General features: G+C 61.2%; 24 protein-coding genes. 15 read left to right on the plus strand and 9 right to left on the minus strand.

The genetic code is table 11. The features are described 5' to 3' along the window. The first annotated feature begins 45 nt into the window (after positions 1 to 45). From FBY01_RS09345 to FBY01_RS09375, 7 genes are all read left to right on the plus strand, one after another. The gene (locus FBY01_RS09345) at positions 46 to 894 is read left to right on the plus strand and encodes a polysaccharide deacetylase (protein WP_145307244.1); all 849 of its coding nucleotides are present in this window, start codon (positions 46 to 48) and stop codon (positions 892 to 894) included. Then, positions 887 to 1,774, plus strand: coding sequence for a polysaccharide deacetylase (locus FBY01_RS09350; protein ID WP_145307247.1), 888 nt, complete (start codon positions 887 to 889; stop codon positions 1,772 to 1,774). Before FBY01_RS09345 ends, FBY01_RS09350 begins: the two co-directional genes overlap by 8 nt. Continuing rightward, the gene (locus tag FBY01_RS09355; protein WP_145307251.1) at positions 1,771 to 3,120 is read left to right on the plus strand and encodes an MmgE/PrpD family protein; all 1,350 of its coding nucleotides are present in this window, start codon (positions 1,771 to 1,773) and stop codon (positions 3,118 to 3,120) included. The genes FBY01_RS09350 and FBY01_RS09355 overlap by 4 nt, the downstream gene beginning before the upstream one ends. A gap of 179 nt (positions 3,121 to 3,299) precedes the next feature. After that, a complete protein-coding gene (locus FBY01_RS09360; RefSeq protein WP_077748386.1) occupies positions 3,300 to 4,478 on the plus strand; it encodes an MFS transporter in 1,179 nt (392 codons plus the stop codon). Positions 4,479 to 4,638: 160 nt separating this feature from the next. Further along, positions 4,639 to 5,346 carry an HPP family protein gene (locus FBY01_RS09365; protein ID WP_010460040.1) on the plus strand — a complete coding sequence of 236 codons (708 nt, stop codon included), beginning with the start codon at positions 4,639 to 4,641 and terminating at the stop codon, positions 5,344 to 5,346. Positions 5,347 to 5,564: 218 nt separating this feature from the next. Further along, a complete protein-coding gene (locus FBY01_RS09370) occupies positions 5,565 to 6,671 on the plus strand; it encodes an enoyl-CoA hydratase/isomerase family protein (RefSeq protein WP_077748385.1) in 1,107 nt (368 codons plus the stop codon). Positions 6,672 to 6,674: 3 nt separating this feature from the next. Beyond that, positions 6,675 to 7,826 carry an acyl-CoA dehydrogenase family protein gene (locus tag FBY01_RS09375; RefSeq protein ID WP_077748384.1) on the plus strand — a complete coding sequence of 384 codons (1,152 nt, stop codon included), beginning with the start codon at positions 6,675 to 6,677 and terminating at the stop codon, positions 7,824 to 7,826. Positions 7,827 to 7,942: 116 nt separating this feature from the next. Here FBY01_RS09375 and FBY01_RS09380 read toward each other — a convergent pair whose 3' ends face one another. The 6 genes from FBY01_RS09380 to FBY01_RS09405 form a co-directional block, all read right to left on the minus strand. Continuing rightward, the gene (locus FBY01_RS09380; protein ID WP_077748383.1) at positions 7,943 to 8,716 is read right to left on the minus strand and encodes an enoyl-CoA hydratase; all 774 of its coding nucleotides are present in this window, start codon (positions 8,714 to 8,716) and stop codon (positions 7,943 to 7,945) included. Between the two features lie 13 nt (positions 8,717 to 8,729). Next, a complete protein-coding gene (locus FBY01_RS09385; RefSeq protein ID WP_083376814.1) occupies positions 8,730 to 9,857 on the minus strand; it encodes an acyl-CoA dehydrogenase in 1,128 nt (375 codons plus the stop codon). A 136-nt stretch (positions 9,858 to 9,993) separates the two neighbouring features. Beyond that, on the minus strand, positions 9,994 to 11,193 hold the full coding sequence (locus tag FBY01_RS09390; RefSeq protein ID WP_145307255.1) for an acetyl-CoA C-acyltransferase: 1,200 nt from the start codon (positions 11,191 to 11,193) through the stop codon (positions 9,994 to 9,996). A 12-nt stretch (positions 11,194 to 11,205) separates the two neighbouring features. Beyond that, complete coding sequence (locus tag FBY01_RS09395) at positions 11,206 to 11,967, minus strand: SDR family NAD(P)-dependent oxidoreductase (protein ID WP_083376816.1); 762 nt, start codon at positions 11,965 to 11,967, stop codon at positions 11,206 to 11,208. A gap of 20 nt (positions 11,968 to 11,987) precedes the next feature. Continuing rightward, the gene (locus FBY01_RS09400; protein ID WP_145307258.1) at positions 11,988 to 13,646 is read right to left on the minus strand and encodes an AMP-binding protein; all 1,659 of its coding nucleotides are present in this window, start codon (positions 13,644 to 13,646) and stop codon (positions 11,988 to 11,990) included. A 151-nt stretch (positions 13,647 to 13,797) separates the two neighbouring features. Beyond that, the gene (locus tag FBY01_RS09405) at positions 13,798 to 14,814 is read right to left on the minus strand and encodes an AraC family transcriptional regulator (protein ID WP_042932818.1); all 1,017 of its coding nucleotides are present in this window, start codon (positions 14,812 to 14,814) and stop codon (positions 13,798 to 13,800) included. A gap of 291 nt (positions 14,815 to 15,105) precedes the next feature. Here FBY01_RS09405 and efeU point away from each other — a divergent pair, with 291 nt between their 5' ends. From efeU to FBY01_RS09430, 5 genes are all read left to right on the plus strand, one after another. Next, the gene (gene efeU, locus FBY01_RS09410) at positions 15,106 to 15,945 is read left to right on the plus strand and encodes an iron uptake transporter permease EfeU (protein WP_010460022.1); all 840 of its coding nucleotides are present in this window, start codon (positions 15,106 to 15,108) and stop codon (positions 15,943 to 15,945) included. An 8-nt stretch (positions 15,946 to 15,953) separates the two neighbouring features. Continuing rightward, positions 15,954 to 17,153, plus strand: a complete 1,200-nt coding sequence (gene efeO, locus FBY01_RS09415; RefSeq protein WP_145307261.1) for an iron uptake system protein EfeO — start codon at positions 15,954 to 15,956, stop codon at positions 17,151 to 17,153. A gap of 18 nt (positions 17,154 to 17,171) precedes the next feature. After that, positions 17,172 to 18,470 (plus strand): iron uptake transporter deferrochelatase/peroxidase subunit, encoded by a 1,299-nt coding sequence (gene efeB, locus FBY01_RS09420; RefSeq protein ID WP_145307264.1) that lies wholly within the window; start codon positions 17,172 to 17,174, stop codon positions 18,468 to 18,470. A gap of 24 nt (positions 18,471 to 18,494) precedes the next feature. Then, positions 18,495 to 19,319 (plus strand): iron uptake system protein EfeO, encoded by an 825-nt coding sequence (gene efeO / locus FBY01_RS09425; protein WP_145307268.1) that lies wholly within the window; start codon positions 18,495 to 18,497, stop codon positions 19,317 to 19,319. Between the two features lie 161 nt (positions 19,320 to 19,480). Continuing rightward, positions 19,481 to 20,650 (plus strand): MFS transporter, encoded by a 1,170-nt coding sequence (locus tag FBY01_RS09430; protein WP_145307271.1) that lies wholly within the window; start codon positions 19,481 to 19,483, stop codon positions 20,648 to 20,650. Between the two features lie 3 nt (positions 20,651 to 20,653). On the opposite strand, the gene pssA is transcribed toward FBY01_RS09430, so the two are convergent. Further along, positions 20,654 to 21,997, minus strand: a complete 1,344-nt coding sequence (pssA, locus tag FBY01_RS09435) for a CDP-diacylglycerol--serine O-phosphatidyltransferase (protein ID WP_010460013.1) — start codon at positions 21,995 to 21,997, stop codon at positions 20,654 to 20,656. A gap of 236 nt (positions 21,998 to 22,233) precedes the next feature. On the opposite strand from pssA, the gene FBY01_RS09440 reads away from it, so the two are divergent. From FBY01_RS09440 to FBY01_RS09450, 3 genes are all read left to right on the plus strand, one after another. Further along, positions 22,234 to 22,797, plus strand: coding sequence for a TetR/AcrR family transcriptional regulator (locus FBY01_RS09440; RefSeq protein WP_145307273.1), 564 nt, complete (start codon positions 22,234 to 22,236; stop codon positions 22,795 to 22,797). 56 nt (positions 22,798 to 22,853) lie between these two features. Then, entirely contained in the window at positions 22,854 to 23,330 is a 477-nt protein-coding gene (locus tag FBY01_RS09445; RefSeq protein ID WP_076031053.1) for a nuclear transport factor 2 family protein, read from the plus strand. A 264-nt stretch (positions 23,331 to 23,594) separates the two neighbouring features. After that, positions 23,595 to 24,374 carry a TSUP family transporter gene (locus FBY01_RS09450; RefSeq protein ID WP_102593769.1) on the plus strand — a complete coding sequence of 260 codons (780 nt, stop codon included), beginning with the start codon at positions 23,595 to 23,597 and terminating at the stop codon, positions 24,372 to 24,374. Here FBY01_RS09450 and nudC read toward each other — a convergent pair. Together nudC and FBY01_RS09460 are read right to left on the minus strand one after the other, a co-directional pair. After that, a complete protein-coding gene (gene nudC / locus FBY01_RS09455; protein WP_010460006.1) occupies positions 24,342 to 25,172 on the minus strand; it encodes an NAD(+) diphosphatase in 831 nt (276 codons plus the stop codon). The genes FBY01_RS09450 and nudC overlap by 33 nt on opposite strands. A 5-nt stretch (positions 25,173 to 25,177) precedes the next feature. Then, the gene (locus tag FBY01_RS09460) at positions 25,178 to 25,990 is read right to left on the minus strand and encodes a crotonase/enoyl-CoA hydratase family protein (RefSeq protein ID WP_010460005.1); all 813 of its coding nucleotides are present in this window, start codon (positions 25,988 to 25,990) and stop codon (positions 25,178 to 25,180) included. Between the last annotated feature and the right edge of the window lie 125 nt (positions 25,991 to 26,115).

Consider the following 26,115-nt stretch of genomic DNA (forward strand, 5'->3'; position numbering starts at 1 on the left):
CCTACAGGAACTGCGTTTTACTTATAGATAAAATGGAGCGCCACGATGTCCTCCTCCCCCCAACCCACCTGGCCCGACCCGCACAAAGCCTGCCTCGCCCTGGCCTTCGACCTCGATGGCCCGACAGGCGATGCGATGCTCAACGGTTCGATCTGGCGCAAGCCCGAGTACTTCGGTTTTGGCGGTTATGGTCCTTACCGGGCCTTGCCGCGGATTCTGGATTTGCTCGACGAATACCGGATCCCGACGACCTTTTTCGTCCCCGCCTGGGTCGTGGAAAACTGGCCGAAACAGTGCCAGGCGATTGTCGAGCGCGGGCATGAGGTGGCGTACCACGGCTACAAACACGAATCCTTTTACGCCCTGGCGCTGGAACAGCAAAAGGACGTGATGAACAAATCCCGCGAGGTGTTCTGGAAACACCTGAACATCCACGCCGAAGGTTTCCGCACCCCCTCCGGCGACTGGCGAGCCGAGACCCCGGCGATGCTGGTGGAAGCCGGCGTGACTTACTCCAGCAGCATGCGCGGCGATGACCGCCCGTACCTGGTGAAAGTGCCGGGCCATGAAACCCCGCTGGTGGAAATCCCCGGCCGCTGGGAAATGGACGACTACGCCTCCCTCGCCTACACCCGGGCGCCGGACTTCCCCTCGGGGCTGGACCGCACCGCCAGCTACGCACTGACCCTCGACAACTGGTGCCGCGAGTACGACGGCGCGATGAATGAAGGGCTGTGCCTGACCACCCTGTTCCACCCCAAGATCACCGGCAAGCCGGGGCGCATCCTGCTGCTGGAAAAACTCTTCGAACACATGCGTCAGCGCGACGACGTGTGGTTTGCCACCTGCCGCGATGTCGCCCAGTGGTGGCTCAAGGAGCATCACCATGGCTGATTCCACCGTCTGGCCCAAAGGCTACCGCTGCGCCGTGGTCCTGACCGTCGACTACAACGACATCCACGGCATCCTGACCCAGGCGCCTGAAGTCGCCGGCCGCGACAAGACGCTGTCGGTCTGGCGTTACGGCACCCAGCGCGGCGTCGAGCGGTTGCTCGGTTTGTTCGCCGAACTCGGGGTAAAAAGCAGCTGGTGCATCCCGGGCATCGTTGCCGAGGAAAACCCGCAACACCTTCGGGCGATTCAGGCCGGCGGGCATGAGATCGCCTGCGCCGGCTATCGCCACCAGAACTACGACCTGCTCGATCTGGCCGGACAAAGCGCCGAGATTGCCAAGGGTTGCGAAGCACTCGCGGCACTGACCGGCCAGCGTCCGAGCGGGTTTCGCATCCCGGCCGGTAACGGTGCGCCGGGCTTCATCGAGGCGCTGAGGAACCAAGGCATTCGCTGGTCTTCGTCGTGGCGCGGCGATGATTTGCCGTTCGCTCACCCCACCGCCCCCGAAGTGATCGAGCTGCCGTTGCACTACGAACTGGAAGACGAGCCCTATTTCGCCTTCAACCTCAGCCCGGCGGTGCCGCCGGCACAATCGCGAATCGCCTCTTACAGCCACACCCTGGGCAACCTGCAAATGGACTTCGCCGGGTTTCACCGGTTTGGCCTGTGTTACGTGCTGCGCCTGCACCCGGAAATCATTGCCACGCCAGGGCGAACTGGCGTGTTGCGTGAATTGCTTGAGGGCATGCAGCAGCACGATGACGTGTGGATCGCCACGGCCGGCGAGGTCGCGCAATGGTGGGCCGATTCGGCAGTCCCCGTGACCGAGGATCATCCGGCATCGGTGTATGAGCGGCATTACCGGGATTACCTCGTATGACTGAACGCATGCAGCGACTCGCGCAGTTTTGCGTCGACACGCGCTTTGAAGATTTGCCACCGGCCCTGGTGGCGCAAGCCAAACGGCACATCCTCGACACCTTCGGCGTGACATTGGCCGGGGCTGACAGCGAAGTGGCGAAACAGGCGCGTCAGGTATTCGCAAGTGAAGCCGGTGACACCCTGGTCTGGGGCACTGATCTGCGCATGGGCGCCGCTCAGGCCGCGATCCTCAATGGCATCGCCGCCCACGCCCTGGAACTGGACGACACCGGGGGCTGCGACCACTCCGGCGCGGTGGTGCTGCCGGCGGTGATGGCTGCGGTGTCGATGAAGACCGAACCGGTCAACGGCCGCGAGTTGATTACCGCCGTGGTGATTGGCTACGACGTCAGCCGTCGCGTGCTCGAAGCCTGCGGCGGCTATTCGGCGCACAACGGCGCGGGCTGGCATTCGACCGCGACCTGCGGGGTGTTCGGCGCCGCAGCGGCGAGCGCGCGGATCCTTGGACTGGACGCCGCGCAAACCGTGTCGGCACTGGGCATCGCTGGCAGTTTCAGCGGTGGGCTGTGGGCCTTCATCCACGACGGCTCGCAGAGTAAAAAGCTGCACAGCGGTCGAGCGGCCGAAGGTGGATTGCTGGCGGCGCGGTTTGCTCAACAAGGCATTAGCGGACCGAAAAAGTTGTTCGAGGATGTCTGGGGCGGTTTTCTCAGAACCCTGGCCGGCGTGGCCTCAGATCCGACCTCGCTCGATGCGGATCTGGGCGTCGTGTGGAAGCTCGCCCGATGCTCGATCAAGCCCTACGCCGCGTGCCGGGGGACTCATTCGGCAATCGATGCGTTGGGGTTGTTAATGGATCAACTGCAGGTCGGCGCCGATCAGATTGAAGACATCGACGTCTCGTTGTGCGGGTTTCTTCAGGACATGTGCGGTGGACAGGATGTCAGCACGCTCGCGGCGGCACAGATGAGTTTGCCCTATGCCCTCGCCGCCCGGCTGGTTCATGGTCATTGCCGGCTGGAAGCCTATGACGAGGCGCAACGGGGCGACCCTCGGATTGCTCACTGGATGGCGCGCATTCGTCTTGAAGTGGATCCGCAACTGTCAGAGGATGGCGAGCCCGTCATCTGCGTGCGGACGGTGGACGGTCGGCAGGCAAATCTTTGTGTCGACCCGCCATTGGGCGCGCCGGGGAATCCGTTGAGTGATGCGGCGCTGGAGGAGAAGTTTTTCAGTCTGGCCGGGCGGGTGATGGCCCAGGAGCAGGCTGGGGAATTGCTTGAGCAATTGTGGCGGTTGGACACGTTGGAATCGGTCCGTTGGCTGGATCGGTGGCTGGCTTGAACGTTTTATTGCCAGAACCGGCCTCTTCGCGAGCAGGCTCGCTCCCACAGTTGATCTGTAGTGATCTCAAATTTTATGTTCACTGAAGATCCAGTGTGGGAGCGAGCCTGCTCGCGAATGGCCGCGCCTCGGTACCACGACGAACACTACAAAACCTAAATAAGGACATTTGCCCCACCGTGGCCACTTACTCGCTCGTAATCCGCCGGTTGATGATCGTTTCGCTGACCATCGTCGTCAGCCGCGCCATCACCAGCCCGCTGCTCACCTTGTTCCTGAGCAACAAGCTCGGCCTCAACCAGCAGGACGTCGGTTTGCTGTTGGGCATCGCGGTATTTATCGCCACCCTGCTCGCGCTCTATGGCGGCTACATCATCGACCGCCTCGAAAAACGTCGGCTGCTGATTCTGGCGATGCTCTCCAGCGCCATCGGCTTCGTCCTGCTGACCTTCGCCGAAAACCTCTACCTGACCACCGCCACCCTGGTCATCACCGAAACCGCCTCGGCGTTGTTCCTGATCGGCTCGAAGGCGATCCTCAGCGAAAACCTGCCGATTGGCCAACGCGCCAAGGCGTTTTCCCTGCGCTACACCCTGACCAACATCGGCTACGCCACCGGCCCGATGCTCGGCGTGGTGATTGCCGGGGTGTACCCGATTGCGCCGTTCCTGATAGCCGGCGGCATCGCGTTCTTCAGCATTTTCCTGATGATCGGCATCCCCAGGGACTCGTCGCAGACACCCCCGATCGGCCAACCCCAAAGTTTTCTCAAGACGCTGATTACTCTGAAGAACGACCGCACACTGATCATGTTCACCTGCGGTTGCCTGCTCAGCACCGTGGTCCACGGTCGATTCACCCTGTACCTGTCGCAATACCTGCTGGTGACCCAAGACTCCAAACGCGCGCTGGAAACCATGGCCGCCCTGCTCGCCTGCAACGCCATCAGCGTGATCCTGCTGCAATACCAGATCGGCCGATTCCTCAAACGCGAACAGCTGCGTTACTGGATCGCCGGCGGCACCAGCCTGTTTATCGTCGGGCTGATCGGCTTCAGTCTGGCCGACAGCCTGGTGAGCTGGTGCGTGGCGATGTTCATCTTCACCCTCGGCGAAATGATCATTTACCCCGCCGAATTTCTCTTCGTCGACACCCTGGCCCCGGAAGAACTGCGCGGCAGTTACTACGGCGCACAAAACCTCGCGGCCCTCGGCGGAGCCCTGAGCCCGGTGATTTGTGGTTTCCTGCTGATGCACACACCGGCGCCCACCATGTTTTATGCCCTGAGCGCGCTGACGGCCATGGGCGGGTTCCTGTGTTTCATGAGCGGTCGCCGAGTCGCGTTACAGCAAAAATAATGCACTCAAACTGCATTAATATGAATTTGTCAGCATCGGGAATGAACGGCACACTGTGCCCCGTTCCTCCCCCAATAGTTGGAACACCTTCAAGGGCTTTCTGGGTTTCCCAGTTAAGCCTTTTTTTTTCCTGGATTTTTACCAACGGATCGTTTGCCTCATGCTCGCTCGCTGGTTACCTGCCGCCATCAACACCCGTCCTTCCGAATGGAGCCGTGCTGCCATTGGCATGTCCCTGGGCACGCTGTTCAGCGTCTGGCTGTGCGCCCAAGTGTTCGGCATGGAAGTGGCGCAACATTTGATCGGGCCGTTGGGCGCATCGGCGGTGTTGCTGTTCGCGGTGTCCTCCGGCGCCCTCGCCCAGCCATGGTCGATTCTGGGCGGATACTTGAGTGCCGGCGTCGTTGCGCTGCTGGTCGCACATGTTCTCGGCCGAACCCTTGGCAGCGCCTGCCTGGCGGCGGGCATGGCGCTGATCCTGATGTGCTGGCTGCGTTGCCTGCACCCACCGGCCGGAGCGCTGGCGTTGCTGTTGGTGCTGGCCGATCCGGCAACCATCGCGCTGGACTGGAAAGCCCTCGGCGCGGTGATGCTCGCCGCATCGACCATGCTGCTCTGCGCGCTGGCCTATAACAACCTGACGCGCATTCGCTACCCCAAGCGCGCCGCCGAACCGGTGCCCATGGTGCCGGCGGATCATCCGCCGATCGACAGCCAGGCCATCACCGCCCAGGACTTGAAACTGGCATTGGCGGATATGGAGGCGTTCTTCGATGTCACCCCGGAAGACCTGGAACAACTGATTCATATCAGTGAGTTACACGCCAAACGTCGCAGTATTAGTGAAGTGCTGCGTCATAGTTCCTGACGGCACACCTCCCTGCTCGCGAAGACGCCCTGCCCGTCAACCTCAATGTTGAATCACACAACGCCTTCGCGAGCAGGCTCGCTCTCACAGGCCCATGCAAATATGCAGAAAGCACCTGCATATATCCCGGTTGTACATCATAAATTTGCACTGGTACGATCCGGGATCGCTCGCGCGCGAGCTTCTCTATAAAGAACAATAAAAGCAGGGAGTTAGTGATGACTGCTCAGGTTTCATCGAAAGAGACTTCGTTCATGGATGCCACGCAAAACGAAGTGCTGGCCGAGGTCCGCAACCACATCGGTCACCTGATCCTCAATCGCCCCGCCGGTCTCAACGCCATTACCCTGAACATGGTCCGCCACCTGCAGCGCCAGCTCGACGCCTGGGCGCAGGATCCGCAGGTTCACGCGGTGGTCTTGCGCGGTGCCGGCGAGAAAGCGTTCTGTGCCGGCGGCGATATTCGCTCGCTGTATGACAGTTTCAAAAGCGGCGACACGTTGCACGAAGACTTCTTCGTCGAGGAATACGCCCTCGACCTCGCCATTCATCACTACTGCAAACCGGTGCTGGCCCTGATGGACGGTTTTGTCCTCGGCGGCGGCATGGGCCTGGTGCAAGGCGCTGACTTGCGGGTGGTTACCGAGAAAAGCCGTCTGGCGATGCCGGAAGTGGCCATCGGTTATTTCCCGGACGTCGGTGGCAGTCATTTCTTGCCACGGATTCCCGGTGAGCTGGGGATTTATCTGGGCGTCAGCGGCGTGCAAATCCGCGCAGCCGATGCGCTCTATTGCGGCTTGGCAGACTGGTTTCTGGAAAGCGAAAAACTCGGCGCCCTCGACGAGCAACTCGACCAGCTCGAATGGCGCGACACGCCGCTCAAGGACCTGCAAGGGCTGCTGGCGAAACTCGCGGTGCAACAACTGCCCGATGCGCCACTGGAAGCGCTGCGCCCGGCCATCGATCACTTCTTCGCCCTGCCCGATGTGCCGAGTATTGTTGAGCAACTGCGTGAAGTGACGGTCGCCGACAGCCATGAATGGGCCATGACCACCGCCGACCTGCTGGAGAGCCGTTCGCCGCTGGCGATGGGCGTGACCCTGGAAATGCTGCGCCGTGGTCGGCACTTGAGCCTCGAAGACTGTTTCGCCCTTGAGCTGCACCTGGACCGTCAGTGGTTCGCGCGCGGCGACCTGATCGAAGGCGTGCGCGCCTTGCTGATCGATAAAGACAAGCAACCACGCTGGAATCCGCCAACCTTGCAGGCGCTGGACGCCGAGCACGTCGCGAGTTTCTTCAGCGGTTTTGACCAGAGCGGGAACTGAGCCATGCACGATATCGAATTGAGCGAAGAGCAAGTCATGATCCGCGACATGGCCCGGGACTTTGCCCGCGGCGAAATCGCGCCCCATGCGCAAGCCTGGGAAAAGGCCGGCTGGATCGATGACGGTCTGGTGGCGAAGATGGGTGAACTCGGCCTGCTGGGCATGGTGGTGCCGGAAGAATGGGGCGGCACCTATGTCGACTACGTCGCCTACGCCCTGGCGGTAGAAGAGATTTCGGCCGGCGACGGCGCCACGGGCGCATTGATGAGCATCCACAATTCCGTGGGCTGCGGCCCGGTGCTCAACTACGGCACCGAAGAACAGAAACAAACCTGGTTGCCGGATCTGGCCAGCGGCCAGGCGATCGGCTGCTTCTGCCTGACCGAGCCGCAAGCCGGCTCCGAAGCGCACAACCTGCGCACCCGCGCTGAACTGCGCGACGGCCAATGGGTGATCAACGGCGCCAAGCAATTCGTCAGCAATGGCAAGCGGGCAAAACTGGCGATTGTGTTTGCCGTGACCGATCCGGACCTGGGCAAGCGCGGCATCTCGGCGTTCCTGGTGCCGACCGATACCGCCGGTTTCATCGTCGACCGCACCGAACACAAAATGGGCATTCGCGCCTCCGACACCTGCGCGGTGACTTTGAGCAACTGCACGATTCCCGAAGCCAATCTGCTGGGTGATCGCGGTAAAGGGCTGGCCATCGCCCTGTCCAACCTCGAAGGCGGCCGCATCGGCATCGCCGCGCAGGCGCTGGGCATTGCCCGGGCAGCGTTCGAAGCCGCACTGGCGTATTCGCGGGATCGGGTGCAGTTCGACAAACCGATCATCGAGCACCAGAGCATCGCGAATATGCTCGCTGACATGCACACACGGCTAAACGCGGCGCGCTTGCTGATCCTGCATGCGGCTCGGCTGCGCAGTGCCGGCAAACCGTGCCTGTCCGAGGCTTCGCAGGCCAAGCTGTTTGCGTCGGAAATGGCCGAGAAAGTCTGCTCGTCGGCGATTCAGATTCATGGCGGGTACGGGTATCTGGAAGATTACCCGGTGGAGCGCTATTACCGGGATGCGCGGATTACGCAGATTTATGAAGGGTCGAGCGAGATACAGCGGATGGTGATTGCCCGGGAGTTGAAAAACTATCTGGTGTGAAGCTTGAAAGCTTCGCGGGCAAGCCTCGCTCCTACAGGTTATCGGTGTTCGCATGAACGACCCGTAACCCAGTAGGAGCGAGGCTTGCCCGCGAAGGCGTCGGTGAGGTCGCTACATCACTTACCCTGGAACTGCGCCTCACGCTTGGCAATGAACGCCGCCATCCCTTCCTTCTGATCCTGCGTCGCAAACGCCGCATGGAACACCCGGCGCTCAAAGCGCACGCCTTCCGACAGGCTCACTTCAAACGCGCGGTTGACGCTTTCCTTGATCATCATCGCGATCGGCAACGACTTCTTGGCGATCAACGCGGCGACTTTCAGCGCTTCTTCCAGCAGTTCATCCGCCGGCACGATCCGCGCGACGATCCCGCAGCGCTCGGCTTCTACCGCATCAATCAAACGTCCGCTCAGGCACATTTCCATGGCCTTGGCCTTGCCCACGGCGCGGGTCAGGCGCTGGGTGCCGCCCATACCCGGCAGCACGCCGAGGTTGATTTCCGGCTGGCCGAATTTCGCATTGTCGCCGGCAAGGATGAAATCGCACATCAGCGCCAGTTCACAGCCACCGCCCAGGGCGAAACCGTTGACCGCTGCAATGATCGGCTTGCGGCGGTTGGCCACGCGATCGCTGTCGCTGAACAGGTCGTCCAGATAGATCTGCGGGTAGGTTAGTTCGGCCATTTCCTTGATATCGGCGCCGGCGGCGAAGGCTTTTTTCGAGCCGGTCAGCACGATGCAGCCGATGTTCGAATCAGCTTCCAGGCCATCGAGGGCGTGGTTCAGTTCGCTGACGATCTGCGCATTCAACGCGTTCAGCGCCTGCGGACGGTTGAGGGTGATCAGGCCTACACGACCGTGGGTTTCCAGCAAAATCGTTTCGTAACTCACAATGGACTCCTTCTTAAAGATTGCGCGAAATAACCATGCGCTGAATATCGCTGGTGCCTTCGTAGATCTGGCAAACCCGCACGTCGCGGTAGATCCGCTCCAGCGGGAAGTCGTTCAGGTAACCGTAACCGCCGAGGGTTTGCAACGCCGAGGAGCAGACCTTCTCGGCCATTTCCGAGGCGAACAGCTTGGCCATGGACGCTTCGACCAGGGCCGGTTGACCGCTGTCCCGCAGTGCCGCTGCGTAATGCACCATCTGCCGGGCGACGGCGATTTGCGTCGCCATGTCTGCCAAGCGGAAGGCTACGGCTTGATGTTCGATGATCGGCTTGCCGAAACTCTCACGCTCACGGGCGTAGTCGCGGGCCGCTTCAAACGCGGCGCGGGCCATGCCCACCGATTGCGAAGCGATGCCGACGCGGCCGCCTTCAAGGTTGGCCAGGGCGATCCGGTAACCTTCGCCCTCCTCACCTAACCGGTTGGCCACCGGCACTTTGACGTCTTCGAAGAGAATCTGGCAGGTGTCGGAGGCGTGCTGACCGAGTTTGTCTTCGACCCGGGCGACTTTGTAGCCCGGCGAATCGGTCGGCACGATCAGCGCCGTGATGCCGCGCTTGCCGGCACTCGGGTCGGTCACGGCAAACACGATCACCACCCCAGCGTTCTGCCCGGACGTGATGAACTGCTTGCAGCCGTTGAGCACGTAGTGATCGCCTTCCAGGCGCGCACGGGTTTTCAGGCCGCTGGCGTCGGAACCGGCCTGCGGTTCGGTCAGGGCAAAGGCGCCGAGCATCGCGCCGCTGGCCAGTGGCTTGAGGAAGCGTTCTTTCTGATCGTCGTTGCCGTACTTGAGGATAGGTACGCAACCCACGGAGTTGTGCACGCTCATGATCGTCGAGCAGGCGCCGTCACCGGCGGCGATTTCTTCCAATGCCATGGCGTAGGCCAGGTAACCGGTGTCGCAACCGCCCCACTCCTCCGGCACCAGCATGCCGAAGAAGCCCAGTTCGGCCATCTCACCGATGGCTTCCTTGGGGAAGCGGTGTTCGCGGTCCCACTCGGCGGCAAACGGTTTCAGCCGTTCCTGGGCGAATTGTCGGGCCATGTCGCGGATCTGTTGTTGGTCGTCATCGGGAATCATGGTGAATCCTTAAAAATTGAGCCTGACGCAGAACCTGTAGGAGCGAGCCTGCTCGCGAAGAGCCGTGTCAGTCGACATTAACGTTGAATGACACACCGCATTCGCGAGCAGGCTCGCTCCTACAGTGGGAATTGCGTCAACCTTGGTAAAGGCATTCCACAGCCATGGCCGTGGCTTCACCGCCGCCGATGCAGATCGCTGCAACGCCGCGTTTCAGGCCTTTCTGGCGCAGGGCCGAGAGCAAGGTCACGAGAATCCGCGCGCCAGACGCACCAATCGGGTGGCCCAGGGCGCAGGCGCCGCCGTGCACGTTGATCTTCTCGTGGGGGATTTCCAGTTTGGTCATGGTCACCAGACTGACCACCGCGAATGCTTCGTTGACTTCGAACAGCTCGACGTCGTCCACGGACCAACCGGTTTTCTTCAGCAGCTTCTTGATCGCGCCCACCGGTGCCACCGGGAACAGGCCCGGGGTATCGGCAAATGCAGCATGGCCGTGAATCACTGCCAGCGGTTTCAGACCTTGTTTCTGTGCTTCGGACCGGCGCATCAGCACCAGCGCCGCCGCACCGTCGGAAATCGAACTGGAGTTGGCCGCGGTCACCGTGCCGCCTTCGCGGAATGCCGGTTTCAGCGAAGTGATCTTGTCCAGCTTGGCTTTCGGTGGTTGTTCGTCGTTGCTGATCAGCACCTGCTCTTTTCCGACAGTCACGGTAATCGGCACGATCTCGTCCTTGAAGCTGCCGTCCTTGATCGCCTGCTGCGCGCGGGTGGTCGAGGCAATGGCGAACGCGTCCTGGGCTTCGCGGCTGAAACCGTTGGTTTCGGCGCAATCCTCGGCGAAGGTGCCCATCAGGCGGCCCTTGTCGTAGGCGTCTTCCAGACCGTCGAGAAACATGGAGTCGAGCACGCGGCCATGGCCCATGCGGTAACCGCTGCGAGCGCGGTCCAGCAGGTACGGCGCGTTGGACATGCTTTCCATGCCGCCCGCGACGACCACGTCGGCGCTGCCGGCAACGAGCATGTCGTGGGCCAGAATCGCCGCTTCCATGCCCGAGCCGCACATCTTGTTCAAGGTGGTGCAGCGGGTCGATTTATCCAGCCCCGCGCCCAATGCAGCTTGCCGCGCCGGTGCCTGACCGAGCCCGGCGGGCAGTACGCAGCCAAACAGCACTTCTTCTACGGATTCAGGTTTGATACCCGCGCGTTCGACGGCAGCGCGGATCGCGGCAGCCCCCAGTTGCGGCGCGGTCAGGCTTTTCAGTTCGCCCTGGAAACCGCCCATCGGGGTGCGGACGGCGCTGACGATAACGATGGGATCGTTGGCAATAGTCATGACAAATCCTCCTTATTTAGCGGCCATGCGCAAGGCACCGTCGAGACGGATCACCTCGCCATTGAGCATGCTGTTTTCAATGATATGCCTGACCAGCGCGGCATACTCGCCCGGTTTGCCCAGACGCGGCGGAAATGGCACACCAGCCGCCAGGGACGCGCGGACTTCCGGGGTCATTCCGGCCATCATCGGGGTTTCAAAAATGCCGGGGGCGATGGTCATCACGCGGATGCCGAAGCGCGCCAGTTCACGGGCGGCGGGCAAGGTCAGGCTGACGATCGCGCCTTTGGACGCTGCATAAGCGGCCTGGCCGATCTGGCCATCGTAAGCCGCGGCTGAGGCGGTGTTGATGATCACGCCGCGTTCGCCGTCGGCATCCGCTTCGGTTTCGGCGATGGCCGCCGAAGCCAGGCGCAGCATATTGAAGCTGCCGATCAGGTTGACGTTGATCACCTGGCTGAAACTGGCCAGCGCGTGCGGGCCAGTCTTGCCGAGGATCTTCTCGCCACGCACGATGCCGGCGCAATTGACCAGACCGTTGAGACCGCCGAAGGCTTTCACCGTCGCCTGCACAGCGGCTTCGGCGGCGGCTTCGTCGCTGATGTCGGCCACTACGCTTTGCGCGCCGAGACGTTGCGCCTGGGCCGCGACCGCCTCGGCGTTCATGTCCACCAGCATCACTTTGGCGCCAGCCGCGACCAGCATTTCAGCGGTGGCCGCACCGAGGCCCGAGGCACCGCCGGTGACGAGAAAAACCTTGTTTTCGATCTGCATCATTGTGTCCTTGATTCAAGCTAAACGTTCTTCGCCGCAGCCTCTTGAGCCTTGGCGATTTCCTGGTTGCGCAAGATAAAGCGCTGCAATTTGCCGCTTGGGGTTTTCGGCAACTCGCTGACAAATTCAATTTCACGCGGGTACGAATGCGCGGCCAGGCGCTTGCGCACGTGTTGACGCAGTTCTTCGGCCAGCTCCGGCGTCGGGCGGTATTGCTCGCAAATCACGACGAAGGCTTTGACCAGTTCGGTGCGCTCCGGATCGGGTTTTCCGACGACGGCCGCTTCGATCACTGACGGGTGTTCGATCAATGCACTTTCCACATCGAACGGGCCGACGCGGTAGCCGGAAGTGGTGATCACGTCATCGCTGCGCCCGACGAAGCTGATGCTGCCGTCCGGGTTCCACTCGACGGTGTCGCCACTCAGGTAGTAGTTGCCAACGAATGCTTTGGTTGGCGCGCCTTCGTAACCGGCGAACCAGCACATCGGCGACTGGGTACGGTCGATGGCGAGGATGCCGGGCTGGCCGACGCCGAGTTCCTTGTATTCGTCGTCGAGCACCACGATGCGGTGGCCCGGCGAGGCAAACCCGGCGGCGCCCATGTGGATCGGGTGCTCCAGGCCATGGTGATTGCACAGGACCATGCCCAGTTCGGTCTGGCCGTAATGGTCATGAATGACCACTCCGAGGTTGTCGGCGAACCAACGGATCACTTCCGGGTTCAGCGGCTCACCGGCGCTGCTGACGATACGCAGTTTGCCCTTGATCGACTTGGCGAACTCGTCGCCACCGGCAATCAGCAAGCGATAGGCCGTCGGTGACCCGGTGAGGTTGGTGATCCCGTATTTATTGATCACCCGGCAGGTGCTTTCGAGGGTGAACGGGCCATCGTAAAACGTGATCGGATGCCCCATCGCCATGGGACCGGTGACGCCGAAATAGATGCCGTAGGCCCAGCCCGGATCGGCGACGTTCCAGAACGCGTCTTCGGGGCGCAGGTCCACGGCGTCGCGGGTGTAGCTCTGAAAAGCGACAATGGCTTTGAGCGGCACCGACAGGGCTTTCGACGGGCCGGTGGTGCCCGAGGTGAACATCAGCAGGAACGGGTCTTCGCCGGTCAGCAACACCGGTTCGCACTCGGGGGAATAATTGGCCAGTTCGGCCCAGAAGCTGTAATCGCCACGGACGATGCCTTGGCCTTTCGCACCGCCGACGGTAACGATAGTCGGGCAGTCGGCGACTTCAATGAGTTTGGGGCGATTGACCGCATCGGTCACCACCACTTTGGCGCCGGAGCAGCTGAGTCGGTGTTCGATGGCTTTCGGGCCGAAGGCGGTAAACAACGGCTGATAGACCGCGCCGATGCGCCAGGTGGCGAAGACGGTGATCAGCAATTCGATATTACGTGGCAGCAGGCCGGCGACCTTGTCGCCTTTTTTCACGCCCTGGGCCAGAAGGAAGTTGGCAAAGCGCGCGGCTTTGTCCTGCAGGTCCTTGAAGGTGTACGTGGCGCTGGCGCCGTCGCGGCCTTCCCAGAACAGCGCAATACGCCCCGGCAAGGCATGCCGGTCGCAACACTCGACGCAGGCGTTTAGGGCAGTCAGATCGCCGGCCAGGGCGGCGTCGACGGTGTGCTGATAATTGAACTGTGACGTGGCAGACAAGTAATCGCGCATTGCCAGAATCCCTGTGTATTTTTATTAGGTTGGGGGAACCGTAAAAACCACAGAAATACTCACCCCACGCGGGGCTCGGGGCAATGGTCAAAGCTATCAAGTTGTCTGACTGGTTTGGCCAAGGTAGCCAATGCGTGGGAATGATCGGTATCTAGCTCGCTTCGTTGAGGATCAAACTCCGGTAATGCCCAGGATTGGACCCCGACCACTTGCGAAACGCCTTGTAGAACGAACTCGCATCTGCAAACCCCAGCCGCGTGGCGATCTCGGCAAAGCTGATACTCGGCTCAGCCAGCCAGACAATGGCCAATTCCTTGCGCACGCTGTCCTTGAGCCCTTGATAGGTCTGCCCTTCCTCCGCCAGGCGCCGGCGCAAGGTCGAGGCCGACATGCACAGTTGCTGCGCCAGAGGCTCGGTCTCCGGCCACTGATCGGCGGGCAACTGGCGTAGATCATGCTTGATCCGGCTCGCCAGGCTCTCCGGGTCGCGGTACTTGACCAGAATATTCGCTGGCGCATGGGCCAGGAAGCGCTTGAGTTCTTCCGGGCTGCGCTTGATCGGCAGGTCCAGGCAATCCGCCGAGAAAATCATCCGCGTGCGGGGCCGGTCGAATCGCAGGTTCTCGGAGAACATCACCTGATAGTCATCGCAGAAATCCGGCGCCGGGCAGCGTAATTCAATGGCCAGAATCGGTATCCGTCGCCCCGCCAGCCAACAGGCAACGCCGTGCACGATCATCCAGTAGGTGAAATAGGTAAAGGCCCGGCGCGGGTCCAGCTCATCTTCCAGCAACACGATCTCTGCCAGGCTTTGCTGACGAACCAGCTGCGCCGGCATGCGTTCGAGCATCAACGACAGGAAACTCAGGCCTGAGGTCAGGCCGGCTGCCAGGCTCGGCTGGATCATCGAGCTGCGGCAGAGAAACTCAAGGCTGCCGGATTTGAGCTTGCGCGGGTCCATGCCAAAAAATTCATCGTCCCCGCGCCGGGCCAGCAAGCGCCAAAGCCGTGCATACGCCGTCGCCGGAACGCGGGCATCACTGGTTTGCAGCAGCTGCGGATCAATGCCGACTTTGTTCAATACCTCGTCGGTGGCGGCTCCGGGGGCGCAGCTTTGCAACAGGGCTTCACGCACCAGTTGGATGGCGATGGTGTCTTTTTCCGACATTGAGCGAGGTGGGCCTTGATCTTGTTTGAGTGCCGGCATCTTAGCGCACAGCGACCCAATCCTGTAGGAGCGAGCGGTGCGGCGATCCGACTTGCCCGCGAAGCAGGCGACTCGGTCTTGCCCTGATACCGAGTAATCGTTCTTCGCGGGCAAGCCTCGCTCCTACAAGGGGGTGGTGTGATCTTTAGAGTTGTTCAGGTTAGGTTCAGGTAAATGCCAATGAATGCCATTTGGGAATGAGTGTCATTGTGTTACAACTTAGCACCCTATCTAATTCCACGACGGTGCTGAATGCTTGTTCCTTTTCTGATCATGCTGCGCGAAGGCATTGAAGCCGCGTTGATCGTTGGCATCATCGCCAGCTACCTCAAGCAGACCGGCCGTGGCCAGTGGATGCCCGCCGTGTGGATCGGCGTTTTCCTTGCCGTTGCGCTGGCCTTGCTGGTGGGCGGTGGTCTGGAGCTGGTGAGCGCCGAATTCCCGCAGAAACAACAGGAATTGTTTGAAGGTGTGGTCGGCCTGGTGGCTGTCGGCATTCTCAGCTCCATGGTCTTCTGGATGCGCAAAGTGGCGCGTTCGATCAAGCACTCGCTGCACGTCTCCCTCGACCACGCGCTGACCGGCTCCAAACACCAGGTCACGGCACTGATCGCCATGGTGTTTTTCGCCGTGGCCCGGGAAGGCCTGGAGACGGTGTTCTTCCTGCTCGCAGTGTTCCAGCAGAGCGAAGGCCCGGCGGCACCGATCGGCGCCCTCCTCGGCCTGATCCTGGCGATCATCGTCGGCTTCCTGATCTACACCGGCAGCATGCGCCTGAACCTCGGCGCGTTCTTCCGCTGGACCGGCTTGTTCATCCTGGTGGTGGCGGCGGGCATTCTCGCCAACTCGGTGCAGGCGCTGCATGAAGCCGGAGTCTGGAATCACCTGCAAACCGTGCTCTTGGACTTCAGTGCGACGCTGCCGATGGACGGCCCGGTGGGTTCGGTGCTGGCCGGCATGTTCGGTTACCAGGACGCGCCGACGGTCAGCACCCTCGGGGCCTATCTGATTTACCTGGCAGTGGCGCTGGTGATGTTCTTCATCCCCGCCCCGGCACCCGCTGAACAACCTTCTTCCGTTTCCAGCCAATAAGGGCACCCATGCCAAATCAAGCCCCTCCCCAGGCCTCGCCTCCCCGCGCCTTGCGCTGGGCGGTGGCCGGTTCGGTAATCGTGATGATCGCCGCCGGCGGCCTGTTCTACTACGCCTCGAAAATGGCGGCGGCCAAGCGCCAGGTTAACCATGACGAAGTGCTGGTGACTATTCACCCGCACAGCTGCGAGCCGAATGCGCTGTCCGTTCCGGCGGGTCGCGCCAGCTTCCGCATCGTCAATCGCTCGGACCGGGCGGTGGAATGGGAGATCCTTGACGGCGTGCTGGTAGTCGAAGAACGGGAAAACATCGCGCCGGGCCTGAGCCAGGTGATCAATGCCAACCTGCTGCCCGGCGACTATGCGATCACCTGCGGATTGCTGAGCAACCCGCGAGGCACCTTGCACGTGACTCCGACTGCCGCCTCCGACGCGGCCGCCAAGGCCAAGCCGTCGATGGTCGCCTTCGTAGGGCCGTTGTCAGAATTCCGTGTGTACCTGAGCAGTCAAAGCAGCGCGCTGATCAAAGCCGTCGCCGCCCTTGAGCAAGCAATCGCCGCTGGCGACCTGAGCCAGGCACAAGCGCTGTATGTGCCCGCCCGCGCCGCTTATCAACGGATCGCCCCCGCCGCCCAGCGTCTGGCTGAACTGGACAACGCCATCAATGCCCGCGCCGATTACTTCGAGAAACGCGAACAGGATCCAGCCTTCAGCGGTTTCCACCGCATCGAGTACGCGCTGTTCCAGCAACGCAACCTCGACGGTCTGGCACCGGTTGCCCAGCGCTTGAACAGCGACGTCGCCACGCTCAAACAGCAACTGCTCGCGCAATCGCTGCCACCGGAACAGTTGGTGAGCATTGTCGCGCGCAATCTGCACAGCCTCGCCGATGTGCGTGCCAGCAGCGGTGAAGAAGAACGCTACAGCCACACCGACCTGAACGGTTTCGCCGCCAACCTCTTTGCTGCGCGCAAAGTCGTCGACCTGTTGCGCCCGTTGCTGACCAAGTCCGCCACCGAGTTGTTGCCGAAGATCGACAGCGCGATCACCGCCCTCGATGCCGAACTCAATGGGTTGAAGGTCCAGGACGGCTACGCGAGCTACGACACGGTGAGTGCCGCGCAGCGTAAACAGATCGCCGACAAGGCCAAGGCGCTGGCCGACGCACTCGATGGAATCGATCCCGCCCTCGGCCTTTCCGGCCTTTAAACAGAAGACTCAAAACCGATGAACGATTCAGAACACTTCAACCTCCAGCGTCGCCGGGTATTGATGGGCATGGGCGCTGCGGGTGTTGCGCTGGCAGGCTCCGCACTGAGCTGCCCGGCGATGGCCGCAAGCCCCGCGCAAGTCACCGAAGCGCCAAGCAGCGACAAGACCGAAGACCGCCACGCGTTCCATGGCAAGCACCAGACCGGCATCGTCACTCCGCGCCCGGCGTCCGGCATGCTGGTGTCGTTTGATGTGTTGGCCAGTGATCGCGAGGACCTGGAACGGTTGTTCCGCACCCTCAACGAGCGCATCGCGTTCCTGATGCAGGGCGGACCGGTGGCGCAAGTCGATCCGAAACTGCCGCCGGTGGATTCGGGCATCCTCGGCCCGGTGGTCACGCCGGACAACCTGACCATCACCGTATCGGTGGGCGAGTCGCTGTTCGACGAGCGCTTCGGCCTGGCCGCGGCCAAGCCCAAACGGTTGAGCCGCATGGTCGGTTTTCCTAACGATGCTCTGGACGCCGATTGCTGCCACGGCGACCTGAGTCTGCAGTTTTGCGCCAACACCACCGACACCAACATCCACGCCCTGCGCGACATTGTGAAAAACCTGCCGGACCTGCTGCTGGTGCGCTGGAAACAGGAAGGCAGCGTGCCGCCCCAGGCCCCGGCGAAACCCGGTGTGCCGGCGCAGAGCGCACGCAATTTCCTCGGTTTTCGCGACGGCTCGGCGAACCCCGACTCCAACGACGCCAAGGCCATGGACAGCCTCGTCTGGGTGCAACCGGGCAGCGACGAACCGGCATGGGCCGCCAATGGCAGCTATCAGGCGGTGCGGATCATCCGCAACTTCGTCGAGCGCTGGGACCGCACGCCCTTGCAGGAACAGGAAAGCATTCTCGGCCGAATAAAAGCCACCGGCGCGCCCATGGGCGGCGCCCATGAAACTGAAGTTCCGGACTACGCCAAGGACCCGCAAGGCAAACTGACCAAACTCGACGCGCATATCCGCCTGGCCAACCCGCGCACTGCTGCGACCCAGGCCAACCTGATCCTGCGCCGGCCGTTCAACTACTCCAACGGCGTGAACAAGAACGGTCAGTTGGACATGGGTTTGTTGTTCATCTGCTACCAGGCCGATCTGGACAAAGGTTTTATCACCGTCCAGACCCGACTCAACGGCGAGCCGCTGGAGGAATACCTCAAGCCGGTCGGCGGCGGTTACTTCTTCACCCTGCCGGGTGTGACGGGCGACCAGGACTTCATCGGTCGCTCGCTGCTTGACGCTACCTCACCCAAAACAAACACCTGAACACCCCCCATACGGAACCGTCCCATGAAAAAGTCGCCCCTCGCGTTATTGCTGACCCTAGGCTTGCTCAATACCCCGCTGTCGGCTTTCGCGGCGACGGCGCCGCTGGAGCTGGTGCAGCCGATTTCGGATTACAAAATCTATGTCACCGAGCAACTGGATGAGCTGGCCAGCCACACACAGCAGTTCACCGATGCAGTGAAAAAAGGCGACTTGGCCACCGCCAGGAAACTGTACGCACCGACCCGGGTTTTCTACGAATCGATCGAGCCGATTGCCGAGCTGTTCAGCGACCTCGATGCCTCCATCGACTCCCGTGTCGATGACCACGAAAAAGGCGTGACGGCCGAAGATTTCACCGGTTTCCACCGCATTGAATATTCGCTGTTCTCGCAAAACAGCACCCAGGGTCTCGATGAACTGGCCGATGGCTTGAACAAAGACGTCAAAGACCTGCAAACCCGCGTCGCCGGCCTGACCTTCCCGCCCGAGAAAGTCGTGGGCGGCGCCGCTGCCTTGCTTGAAGAAGTGGCGGCCACCAAGATCTCCGGTGAAGAAGACCGCTACAGCCACACTGACCTGTATGACTTCCAGGGCAACATCGACGGCGCGAAGAAAATCGTCGACCTGTTCCGTCCGCAGATCGAAAAGCAGGACGCGGCGTTTATTGCCAAGGTCGACAAGAACTTTGCCAGCGTGAACAAGATTCTGGCGAAGTACAAAACCGGGGATGGTGGGTTCGAGACGTATGACAAGGTGAAAGAGAACGACCGCAAGGCGTTGGTTGGGCCGGTGAATACGTTGGCTGAAGACCTTTCCACATTGCGTGGGAAATTGGGTTTGAACTGATTTTTTGTAGCGTTTTGGCGGGCCTCTTCGCGGGCAAGCCTCGCTCCTGCAGCGAGGCTTGCCCGCGAAGGCATTATCACGCTCACCGATATTCCTCCTGCCTTGCACATAACCCGCGCTAACATCCCCCGCCAATAATAAAAGCTCACGGAAGACTCACCATGACCACCCCTGCCTTCGACCTGCGCCCACTCATGGTCGCCAACATGGCCTGTTCCATGTCGATGATGGCGTTCGTCTCCCTGATCGGACCGATCGCCCGGGTGTTGGGCCTGGCCACCTGGCAGGCCGGCGCGGCGGTGACGGTGTCCGGGGTGATCTGGATGTTGCTCGCCCGCCCCTGGGGCCGGGCCAGTGATCGCTATGGCCGGCGACGGATTCTGTTGATCGCCACAGCCGGCTTCACCCTCGCCTACTGGGCCTTGTGCCTGTTCATCGATGCCTCGTTGCGTTTTCTGCCGTCGGCGCTGTTGGGGTTTATCGGGTTGATGATCGGACGCGGCCTGATCGGCGTGTTCTATGCCGCGATTCCGGTGGGCGGCAACGCGCTGATCGCCGACAACATCGAGCCGCAACACCGCGCCAAAGCCATGGCGGCCCTGGGCGCGGCCAACGCCTGCGGGCTGGTGATCGGCCCGGCGATTGCGGCGTTGTTGTCGCGCTTCAGTCTGAGCCTGCCGTTCTATGCCATGGCGATCCTGCCGTTACTGGCGTTTGTGGTGCTGCACTACAAACTCAAGGGTCAGGAACTGCACCTGCGGCAAGCGCCGCGCAAGGTTCATCTCAACGATCCACGACTGCGTCGCCCAATGGCTGTCGCGTTTGTGGCGATGCTCTGTGTGTCGATTGCGCAGATCACCGTCGGCTTCTTCGCCCTCGACCGACTCGGCATGAACCCGGCCGATGCCGCGCAAACCGCGGGCATCGCCTTGACCATGGTCGGTTTCGCGCTGATCTGTTCGCAACTGCTGGTGCGCCGGCTTGAATGGCCGCCGCTGCGGCTCATCCGCGCGGGCGCACTGGTGGCGGCCGTGGGCTTTGCCGGCAGCATCCTGGCGGATGCTGCGTGGGGTTTATGGCTGTGCTTTTTCGTGTCGGCGGGCGGGATGGGACTGATCTTTCCTTCGTTCGCCGCACTGGCGGCCAACGCGGTCGACGCCTCGGAACAAGGCGCCACCGCCGGCTCCATTGGTGCCGCGCAAGGCTTTGGCGTGGTCATCGGACCGCTGGCGGCGACGTTGATCTACGACGTCGATCCGCGCCTTCCCTACCTGGTTGCCGCTGCGCTGTTGCTGCTGGTGGCGTTGTGGCCACAGACGCGGCAGCACTGAGGGTTACAAAATCCGATAGAGCAACCGCTCGATCCGCACCCGACTGACACGCTTGAGGAACTTGGCCACCGCCGCCGGGTATTCGAGCAGCGTTTCCAGATCCTGATATCGCTGGATGCGCGTGGTGTTGTGGAAAATCTCGCCCAGTTCTTTACTGCGCGGCTCCAGCAATTCGCCTTTCGGGTCATCGATCAGCAACGCGTTCTCAAGGTCGAGGCGGAACGCCCGTGGGTTGAGGTTATTACCGGTCAGCAAGGTGTAGCGCTTGTCGATCCACATGCCTTTGAGGTGATAGGTGTTGTCGCCGTCCTTCCACAAATGCAGGTTCAACTTGCCGCTGTCGATGCTGTGTTGATGGCGTTTGGCAAAGCGCCGCAGGCTGATCTCGTAAAGATACGGCAGCGCGGCGATCACCTTGAACGGCTCGCTCGGCGGGATGAAGAAGTCGTTGGCGGTCTTGTCGCCGACCACGATGTCGATTTTCACGCCGCGCCCCAGGGCCCGGTTGATTTCCCGGGTCACCGCCAATGGCAGGTTGAAATACGGTGTGCAGATGGTCAACTGATGTTGAGCGCTGGCGATCAACTCGCAAATCACTCGGCTCAACGGGTTGTTCTTGCCCACACCGAGCAGCGGACTCACCGACAAACCGCCCTTCGCCGTACTGCCGGCCGTGGTGTCGTACGCCGCGTGCTTGAGGCGGCTGCGCAAATCGCCAATGTCGTTGCGCAGGCTGCGGGTGGTCGGCAGGTTCGGCAGGTCGAGACGATGCACCGCTTTGGAAGCGATCAGACCGTGCTGGATCAAGTGCTGCATGGAATCAGCCAGTGCGTGGTTCTGCAGCAGGTGATAACGGTCGTAGCGGTACTTGTCGAACTTGTGCAGGTAAACGTTGTTCAGGCTCGCGCCGCTGTAGATCACGCAGTCATCGATCACAAAGCCTTTCAAATGCAGCACGCCGAACAACTCGCGAGTCTGCACCGGCACGCCGTACACCGGCACAACACTTTCGTGGGTGCGCGTCGCTTCCTGGTACCAGGCCGAGTTGCCCGGCTGTTTGCCGGCACCGATCAAGCCGCGCTGAGCGCGCAGCCAGTCAACCACCACGACCACGTCCAGTTCCGGACGCTTCAGTTTGGCGGCGTGCAAGGCATCAAGGATTTCCTGGCCGGCCTCGTCCTGTTGCAAGTACAGCGCAACGATATAGATGCGTTGGGTGGCACTGGCGATTTTTTCCAGCAGGCAACGCCGGAACTCGGCAGCGCCGGAAAGAATGGTGACGGCATCGGCGGTCAGCGGAAAACTGCGCAGCTTAGGCAGCAGAGAGCGTTTGAAAAGCGACGGCATAGGGCTCGCAAAGGGTCAATTCCGAAGAGTCCGAGAGCTTACACCATGGATCCGCTTGGGTCTTCCCACGGCACCGATCGTTCCCACGCTCTGCGTGGGAATGCCGCCATGGACGCTCTGCGTTCGCTTCGAAATGTGACGCGGAGCGTCACGGGATGCATTCCCACGCAGAGCGCGGGAACGATCTTTCTAAAAACCTGTTGACCAAGGAGAACGATCGTTCTACTGTTCGCCACATGAACAAAATCACTAGCAACGACACACGCGACATCATTCTGGATGTCACCGAAAAGTTGATCTACAAAAGTGGCATCGCCGCCACCGGCATGGATCTTCTGGTGAAAACCGCCGGCGTCTCCAGAAAAAGTATCTACCGCTACTTCGCCAACAAGGAGGAGCTGACCGTCGCCGCCCTGCAACGCCGCGACGTGCGCTGGATGCACTGGTACAGAAGTGAAGTCGACCAGGCTGAAACCCCGGCCGACCGCCTGCTCAACCTGTTTACCGTGCTCAAGGCCTGGTTCGCCTCTGAAGGCTTCCGTGGCTGTGCGTTCATCAATACCAGCGGTGAAACCGGCGACCCGTCAGACCCGGTTCGCCTGGTCGCCAAAGACCACAAACAAAAGCTGCTCGACTACGTGTGCGAGCTCTGCACCGAACATGGCGCTACCGACCCGCAGACGCTGGCCAAACAGCTGCTGATCCTGATCGACGGCGCCATTACCGTAGCGCTTGTGATGGGTGATCACAGTGCCGCCGATAATGCGCAATGCATGGCGCGAAAGTTATTGGACCTGTAACACTTGAACCAAGCCTGACAACTTGCTCGAACTCTAACTTGAAAGGGAGACTATATATGTCTAACGCCGAAGTTCGTCCGCCATTGCCGCCGTTTACCCGTGAATCAGCCATCGAAAAAGTTCGCCTGGCCGAAGACGGCTGGAACTCCCGCGACCCGGAACGCGTGTCGCTGGCCTACACCCTGGACACCCAGTGGCGTAACCGCGCCGAGTTCGCCTACAACCGCGAAGAAGCCAAAGGTTTCCTGACCCGCAAGTGGGCCAAGGAACTGGATTATCGCCTGATCAAGGAACTCTGGGCCTTCACCGGCAACCGCATCGCCGTACGTTACGCCTATGAATGGCACGACGACTCGGGTAACTGGTTCCGTTCCTACGGCAACGAAAACTGGGAGTTCGATGAAAACGGTTTGATGGCCAACCGGTTTGCCTGCATCAACGACATGCCGATCAAGGAAAGCGACCGCAAGTTCCATTGGCCACTGGGACGTCGCCCGGATGATCATCCGAGCCTGTCCGACCTTGGTCTGTAACCGCTGATCCCCTGTAGGAACGAGGTTTGCCCGCGAAGGCGATGTAACAGGCCACTTATTTGTTGACTGTGAATCAGCCTTCGCGGGCAAGCCTCGCTCCTACAGGATTTATGTCGTCCGCCCGTTTTGTGATGACCACAATCCCGTAGGAGCGAGGCTTGCCCGCGAAAGGGCCAGACCAGTCGCCGCAAAGTCTGGATCTAGGTAAGATATCGGCCCTTCCCCGCAGCCCCTTGCTGCACCCCGCCGAATAAGCCGATTTCCATGCCTTTTGAACTCAGCGTTGACCTCACCACCCTGGCCATTCTGGCCATTGTCGCCTTCATTGCCGGTTTCATCGACGCCATCGCCGGCGGTGGCGGTCTGCTGACTACCCCGGCGCTGTTGACCGCCGGCCTGCCGCCACACCTGGTGCTGGGCACCAACAAGCTGAGTTCGACCTTCGGCTCCGCCACCGCCAGTTTTACCTTCTACCGCCGCAAGCTGTTCCATCCCCGGCAGTGGGTGCATGCCATCGTCGGTACGCTGGTCGGTGCGCTGACCGGCGCCGTGGTCGCGCATTACCTGCCCGCCGAATGGCTGAACAAAATGCTCCCGGTGATCGTGTTCGCCTGTGGCCTGTATTTGTTGTTCGGCGGCACGCCAAAAGCGCCGCTGGACAGCGACGCACCGATCAAGAAAAAGTGGCAATCGACCCAAGGCTTCAGCCTCGGTTTCTACGACGGTGTGGCCGGTCCGGGAACCGGCGCGTTCTGGACTGTCAGCAGCCTGCTGATGTATCCCATCGACCTGGTGAAGGCCAGCGGCGTGGCGCGCAGCATGAACTTCGTCAGCAACATCGCGGCGCTGTCGGTGTTCGTGTTTTCCGGGCAGGTGGACTGGATCATCGGCCTGAGCATGGGCCTGTCGGTGATGGTCGGCGCGTTCTTCGGGGCTCGCACCGCCATCAGCGGCGGCGCGAAGTTCATTCGCCCGGTGTTCATCACCGTGGTGCTGGGCTTGACCGTGCGGCTAGCCTGGCAGCACTGGTTCAGCGTGGCCTAAGCGCCGCGCCACGTAGACGTCGATGAGGTAACGGGCAATCGAGCGCGACGCCGGCAAGGGTGGCAACTCATGAACGTTGAACCACTGGGCGTCTTCAATCTCGTCTTCCTGACAGACAATCTCGCCACCGGCGTACTCGGCGTGAAAGCCGAGCATCATCGAATGCGGGAACGGCCAGCACTGGCTGCCCAGGTACTGGATGTTCTTGACCTCGATCTGCACCTCCTCGCGCACTTCGCGAATCAGGCAGTCCTCGGCTGACTCGCCCGGCTCGGCAAACCCCGCCAACGTGCTGTAGACCCCGGTCACGAAACGTGGCGAACGGGCCAACAGCACCTCGTCGCCCCGGGTCACCAGCACAATCATGCTCGGCGAGATGCGCGGGTAATAACGCAAATCACACGGTTCGCAGTACATCGCACGCTCACGAGGAACTTGCGTCGCCGCCTGACCGCAATTGCCACAAAAGCGATGCTCGCGGTACCAGGTGCCGATCTGCGCAGCATAACCAAGCACCTTGTACACCGTGTGATCGCCATCGAGCATGAACGCCCGCAAGCCTTTCCAGTTGCAGCCCGGTACTTCGCTGTGACTGCGCAATTCCAGCAGGTAGACCGGTTCGCCATCCAGGTGACCGATGCCATGTTCGGCCAGGATCGACAGGTCCTGACGTTTGAGCCATTCGCGGGGGAACAGCGCGCCATTGTCGTCGAACAGAAAGCCTTCGGGGCTGCGAGCCACGGCCCAGCCGCCAGGTTGATCGGTGTCCAGTACTGCGGTGGTCCAGCGTGAAGTCATTTTAATCAGTCCAGAAATTCGGGTTTCTGTTTGCTCATATGGGCAGCCATGGCCACGCGCAAATCGGTGGATTGCAACATGGCGGCGTTCCAGGTGGCAACGTATTCGAGGCCGTCGTCGATGCGGTGGTCGCGCATGTAGCTGATCATCTCTTTGGTGCCGGTAACCGCGATCGGCGACTTGCTGGCGATTTCCCGGGCAATGCCCATCACACCATCCAACAGGCTGGCCTGGTCGCTGTAAACGCGATTGACCAGGCCGATGTTGCGCGCTTCCTCGGCGCCAAAGGTGCGACCAGTGTAAGCCAGTTCACGCAGCATGCCGTCACCGATGATCCGCGGCAAACGTTGCAAAGTGCCAACGTCGGCGGCCATGCCGATGTCGATTTCCTTGATCGAAAATTGCGCGTCCTCGGCGGCGTAACGCATGTCGCACGCGGCAATCAGGTCGATGGCGCCGCCCAGGCAATAACCCTGAATCGCCGCCAGCACCGGCTTGCGGCAGTTATCGACGGCGTTGAACGACGCTTGCAGAGCGAGGATCTTGCGGCGCAGCAGACGTGCATTGCGGCCGACGTCCTTGCCCAGTTCATTGGCCACTCCGGCCAGCATCATCAGGTCGATGCCGGAGGAAAAGTGCTTGCCGGCGCCACTGAGTACAACAACCCGGGCTTCATCGGTGTCATCGATCCACTGGAAAATGTCGATGATCTCGCTCCAGAACGCGGCGTTCATCGAATTGATCTTTTCCGGGCGGTTGATCTGCACATGAGCGATTTTATCGGCCAGTTCGACGGTGAACGCGGTGTACTGAGACATGGCAGTGATCCTTTTACCGGGCAAAAATGAGGACCGGACTATAACAAGGCATTGCGTGGGGGAGTAAGGCAGTGGTTCGGCCAAAAGCGGGACTGCCTCGGGTTCTCCAGTGTCTGATCTGACCT

Source organism: Pseudomonas sp. SJZ077, assembly GCF_007993905.1.
Classification (GTDB): domain Bacteria; phylum Pseudomonadota; class Gammaproteobacteria; order Pseudomonadales; family Pseudomonadaceae; genus Aquipseudomonas; species Aquipseudomonas mandelii.

Bases quoted from the DNA above. Each gene is read 5' to 3' on its own strand.
- FBY01_RS09405 (WP_042932818.1), bottom strand. From the start codon at position 14,814: ATGTCGGAAAAAGACACCATCGCCATCCAACTGGTGCGTGAAGCCCTG.
- efeO (WP_145307261.1), top strand. From the start codon at position 15,954: ATGCCAAATCAAGCCCCTCCCCAGGCCTCGCCTCCCCGCGCCTTGCGC.
- FBY01_RS09375 (WP_077748384.1), top strand. From the start codon at position 6,675: ATGCACGATATCGAATTGAGCGAAGAGCAAGTCATGATCCGCGACATG.
- FBY01_RS09370 (WP_077748385.1), top strand. From the start codon at position 5,565: ATGACTGCTCAGGTTTCATCGAAAGAGACTTCGTTCATGGATGCCACG.
- FBY01_RS09355 (WP_145307251.1), top strand. From the start codon at position 1,771: ATGACTGAACGCATGCAGCGACTCGCGCAGTTTTGCGTCGACACGCGC.
- FBY01_RS09390 (WP_145307255.1), bottom strand. From the start codon at position 11,193: ATGACTATTGCCAACGATCCCATCGTTATCGTCAGCGCCGTCCGCACC.
- efeU (WP_010460022.1), top strand. From the start codon at position 15,106: ATGCTTGTTCCTTTTCTGATCATGCTGCGCGAAGGCATTGAAGCCGCG.
- efeB (WP_145307264.1), top strand. From the start codon at position 17,172: ATGAACGATTCAGAACACTTCAACCTCCAGCGTCGCCGGGTATTGATG.
- FBY01_RS09345 (WP_145307244.1), top strand. From the start codon at position 46: ATGTCCTCCTCCCCCCAACCCACCTGGCCCGACCCGCACAAAGCCTGC.
- FBY01_RS09450 (WP_102593769.1), top strand. From the start codon at position 23,595: ATGCCTTTTGAACTCAGCGTTGACCTCACCACCCTGGCCATTCTGGCC.
- efeO (WP_145307268.1), top strand. From the start codon at position 18,495: ATGAAAAAGTCGCCCCTCGCGTTATTGCTGACCCTAGGCTTGCTCAAT.
- pssA (WP_010460013.1), bottom strand. From the start codon at position 21,997: ATGCCGTCGCTTTTCAAACGCTCTCTGCTGCCTAAGCTGCGCAGTTTT.
- FBY01_RS09440 (WP_145307273.1), top strand. From the start codon at position 22,234: ATGAACAAAATCACTAGCAACGACACACGCGACATCATTCTGGATGTC.
- nudC (WP_010460006.1), bottom strand. From the start codon at position 25,172: ATGACTTCACGCTGGACCACCGCAGTACTGGACACCGATCAACCTGGC.
- FBY01_RS09385 (WP_083376814.1), bottom strand. From the start codon at position 9,857: ATGATTCCCGATGACGACCAACAACAGATCCGCGACATGGCCCGACAA.
- FBY01_RS09395 (WP_083376816.1), bottom strand. From the start codon at position 11,967: ATGCAGATCGAAAACAAGGTTTTTCTCGTCACCGGCGGTGCCTCGGGC.
- FBY01_RS09350 (WP_145307247.1), top strand. From the start codon at position 887: ATGGCTGATTCCACCGTCTGGCCCAAAGGCTACCGCTGCGCCGTGGTC.
- FBY01_RS09365 (WP_010460040.1), top strand. From the start codon at position 4,639: ATGCTCGCTCGCTGGTTACCTGCCGCCATCAACACCCGTCCTTCCGAA.
- FBY01_RS09430 (WP_145307271.1), top strand. From the start codon at position 19,481: ATGACCACCCCTGCCTTCGACCTGCGCCCACTCATGGTCGCCAACATG.
- FBY01_RS09400 (WP_145307258.1), bottom strand. From the start codon at position 13,646: ATGCGCGATTACTTGTCTGCCACGTCACAGTTCAATTATCAGCACACC.
- FBY01_RS09460 (WP_010460005.1), bottom strand. From the start codon at position 25,990: ATGTCTCAGTACACCGCGTTCACCGTCGAACTGGCCGATAAAATCGCT.
- FBY01_RS09445 (WP_076031053.1), top strand. From the start codon at position 22,854: ATGTCTAACGCCGAAGTTCGTCCGCCATTGCCGCCGTTTACCCGTGAA.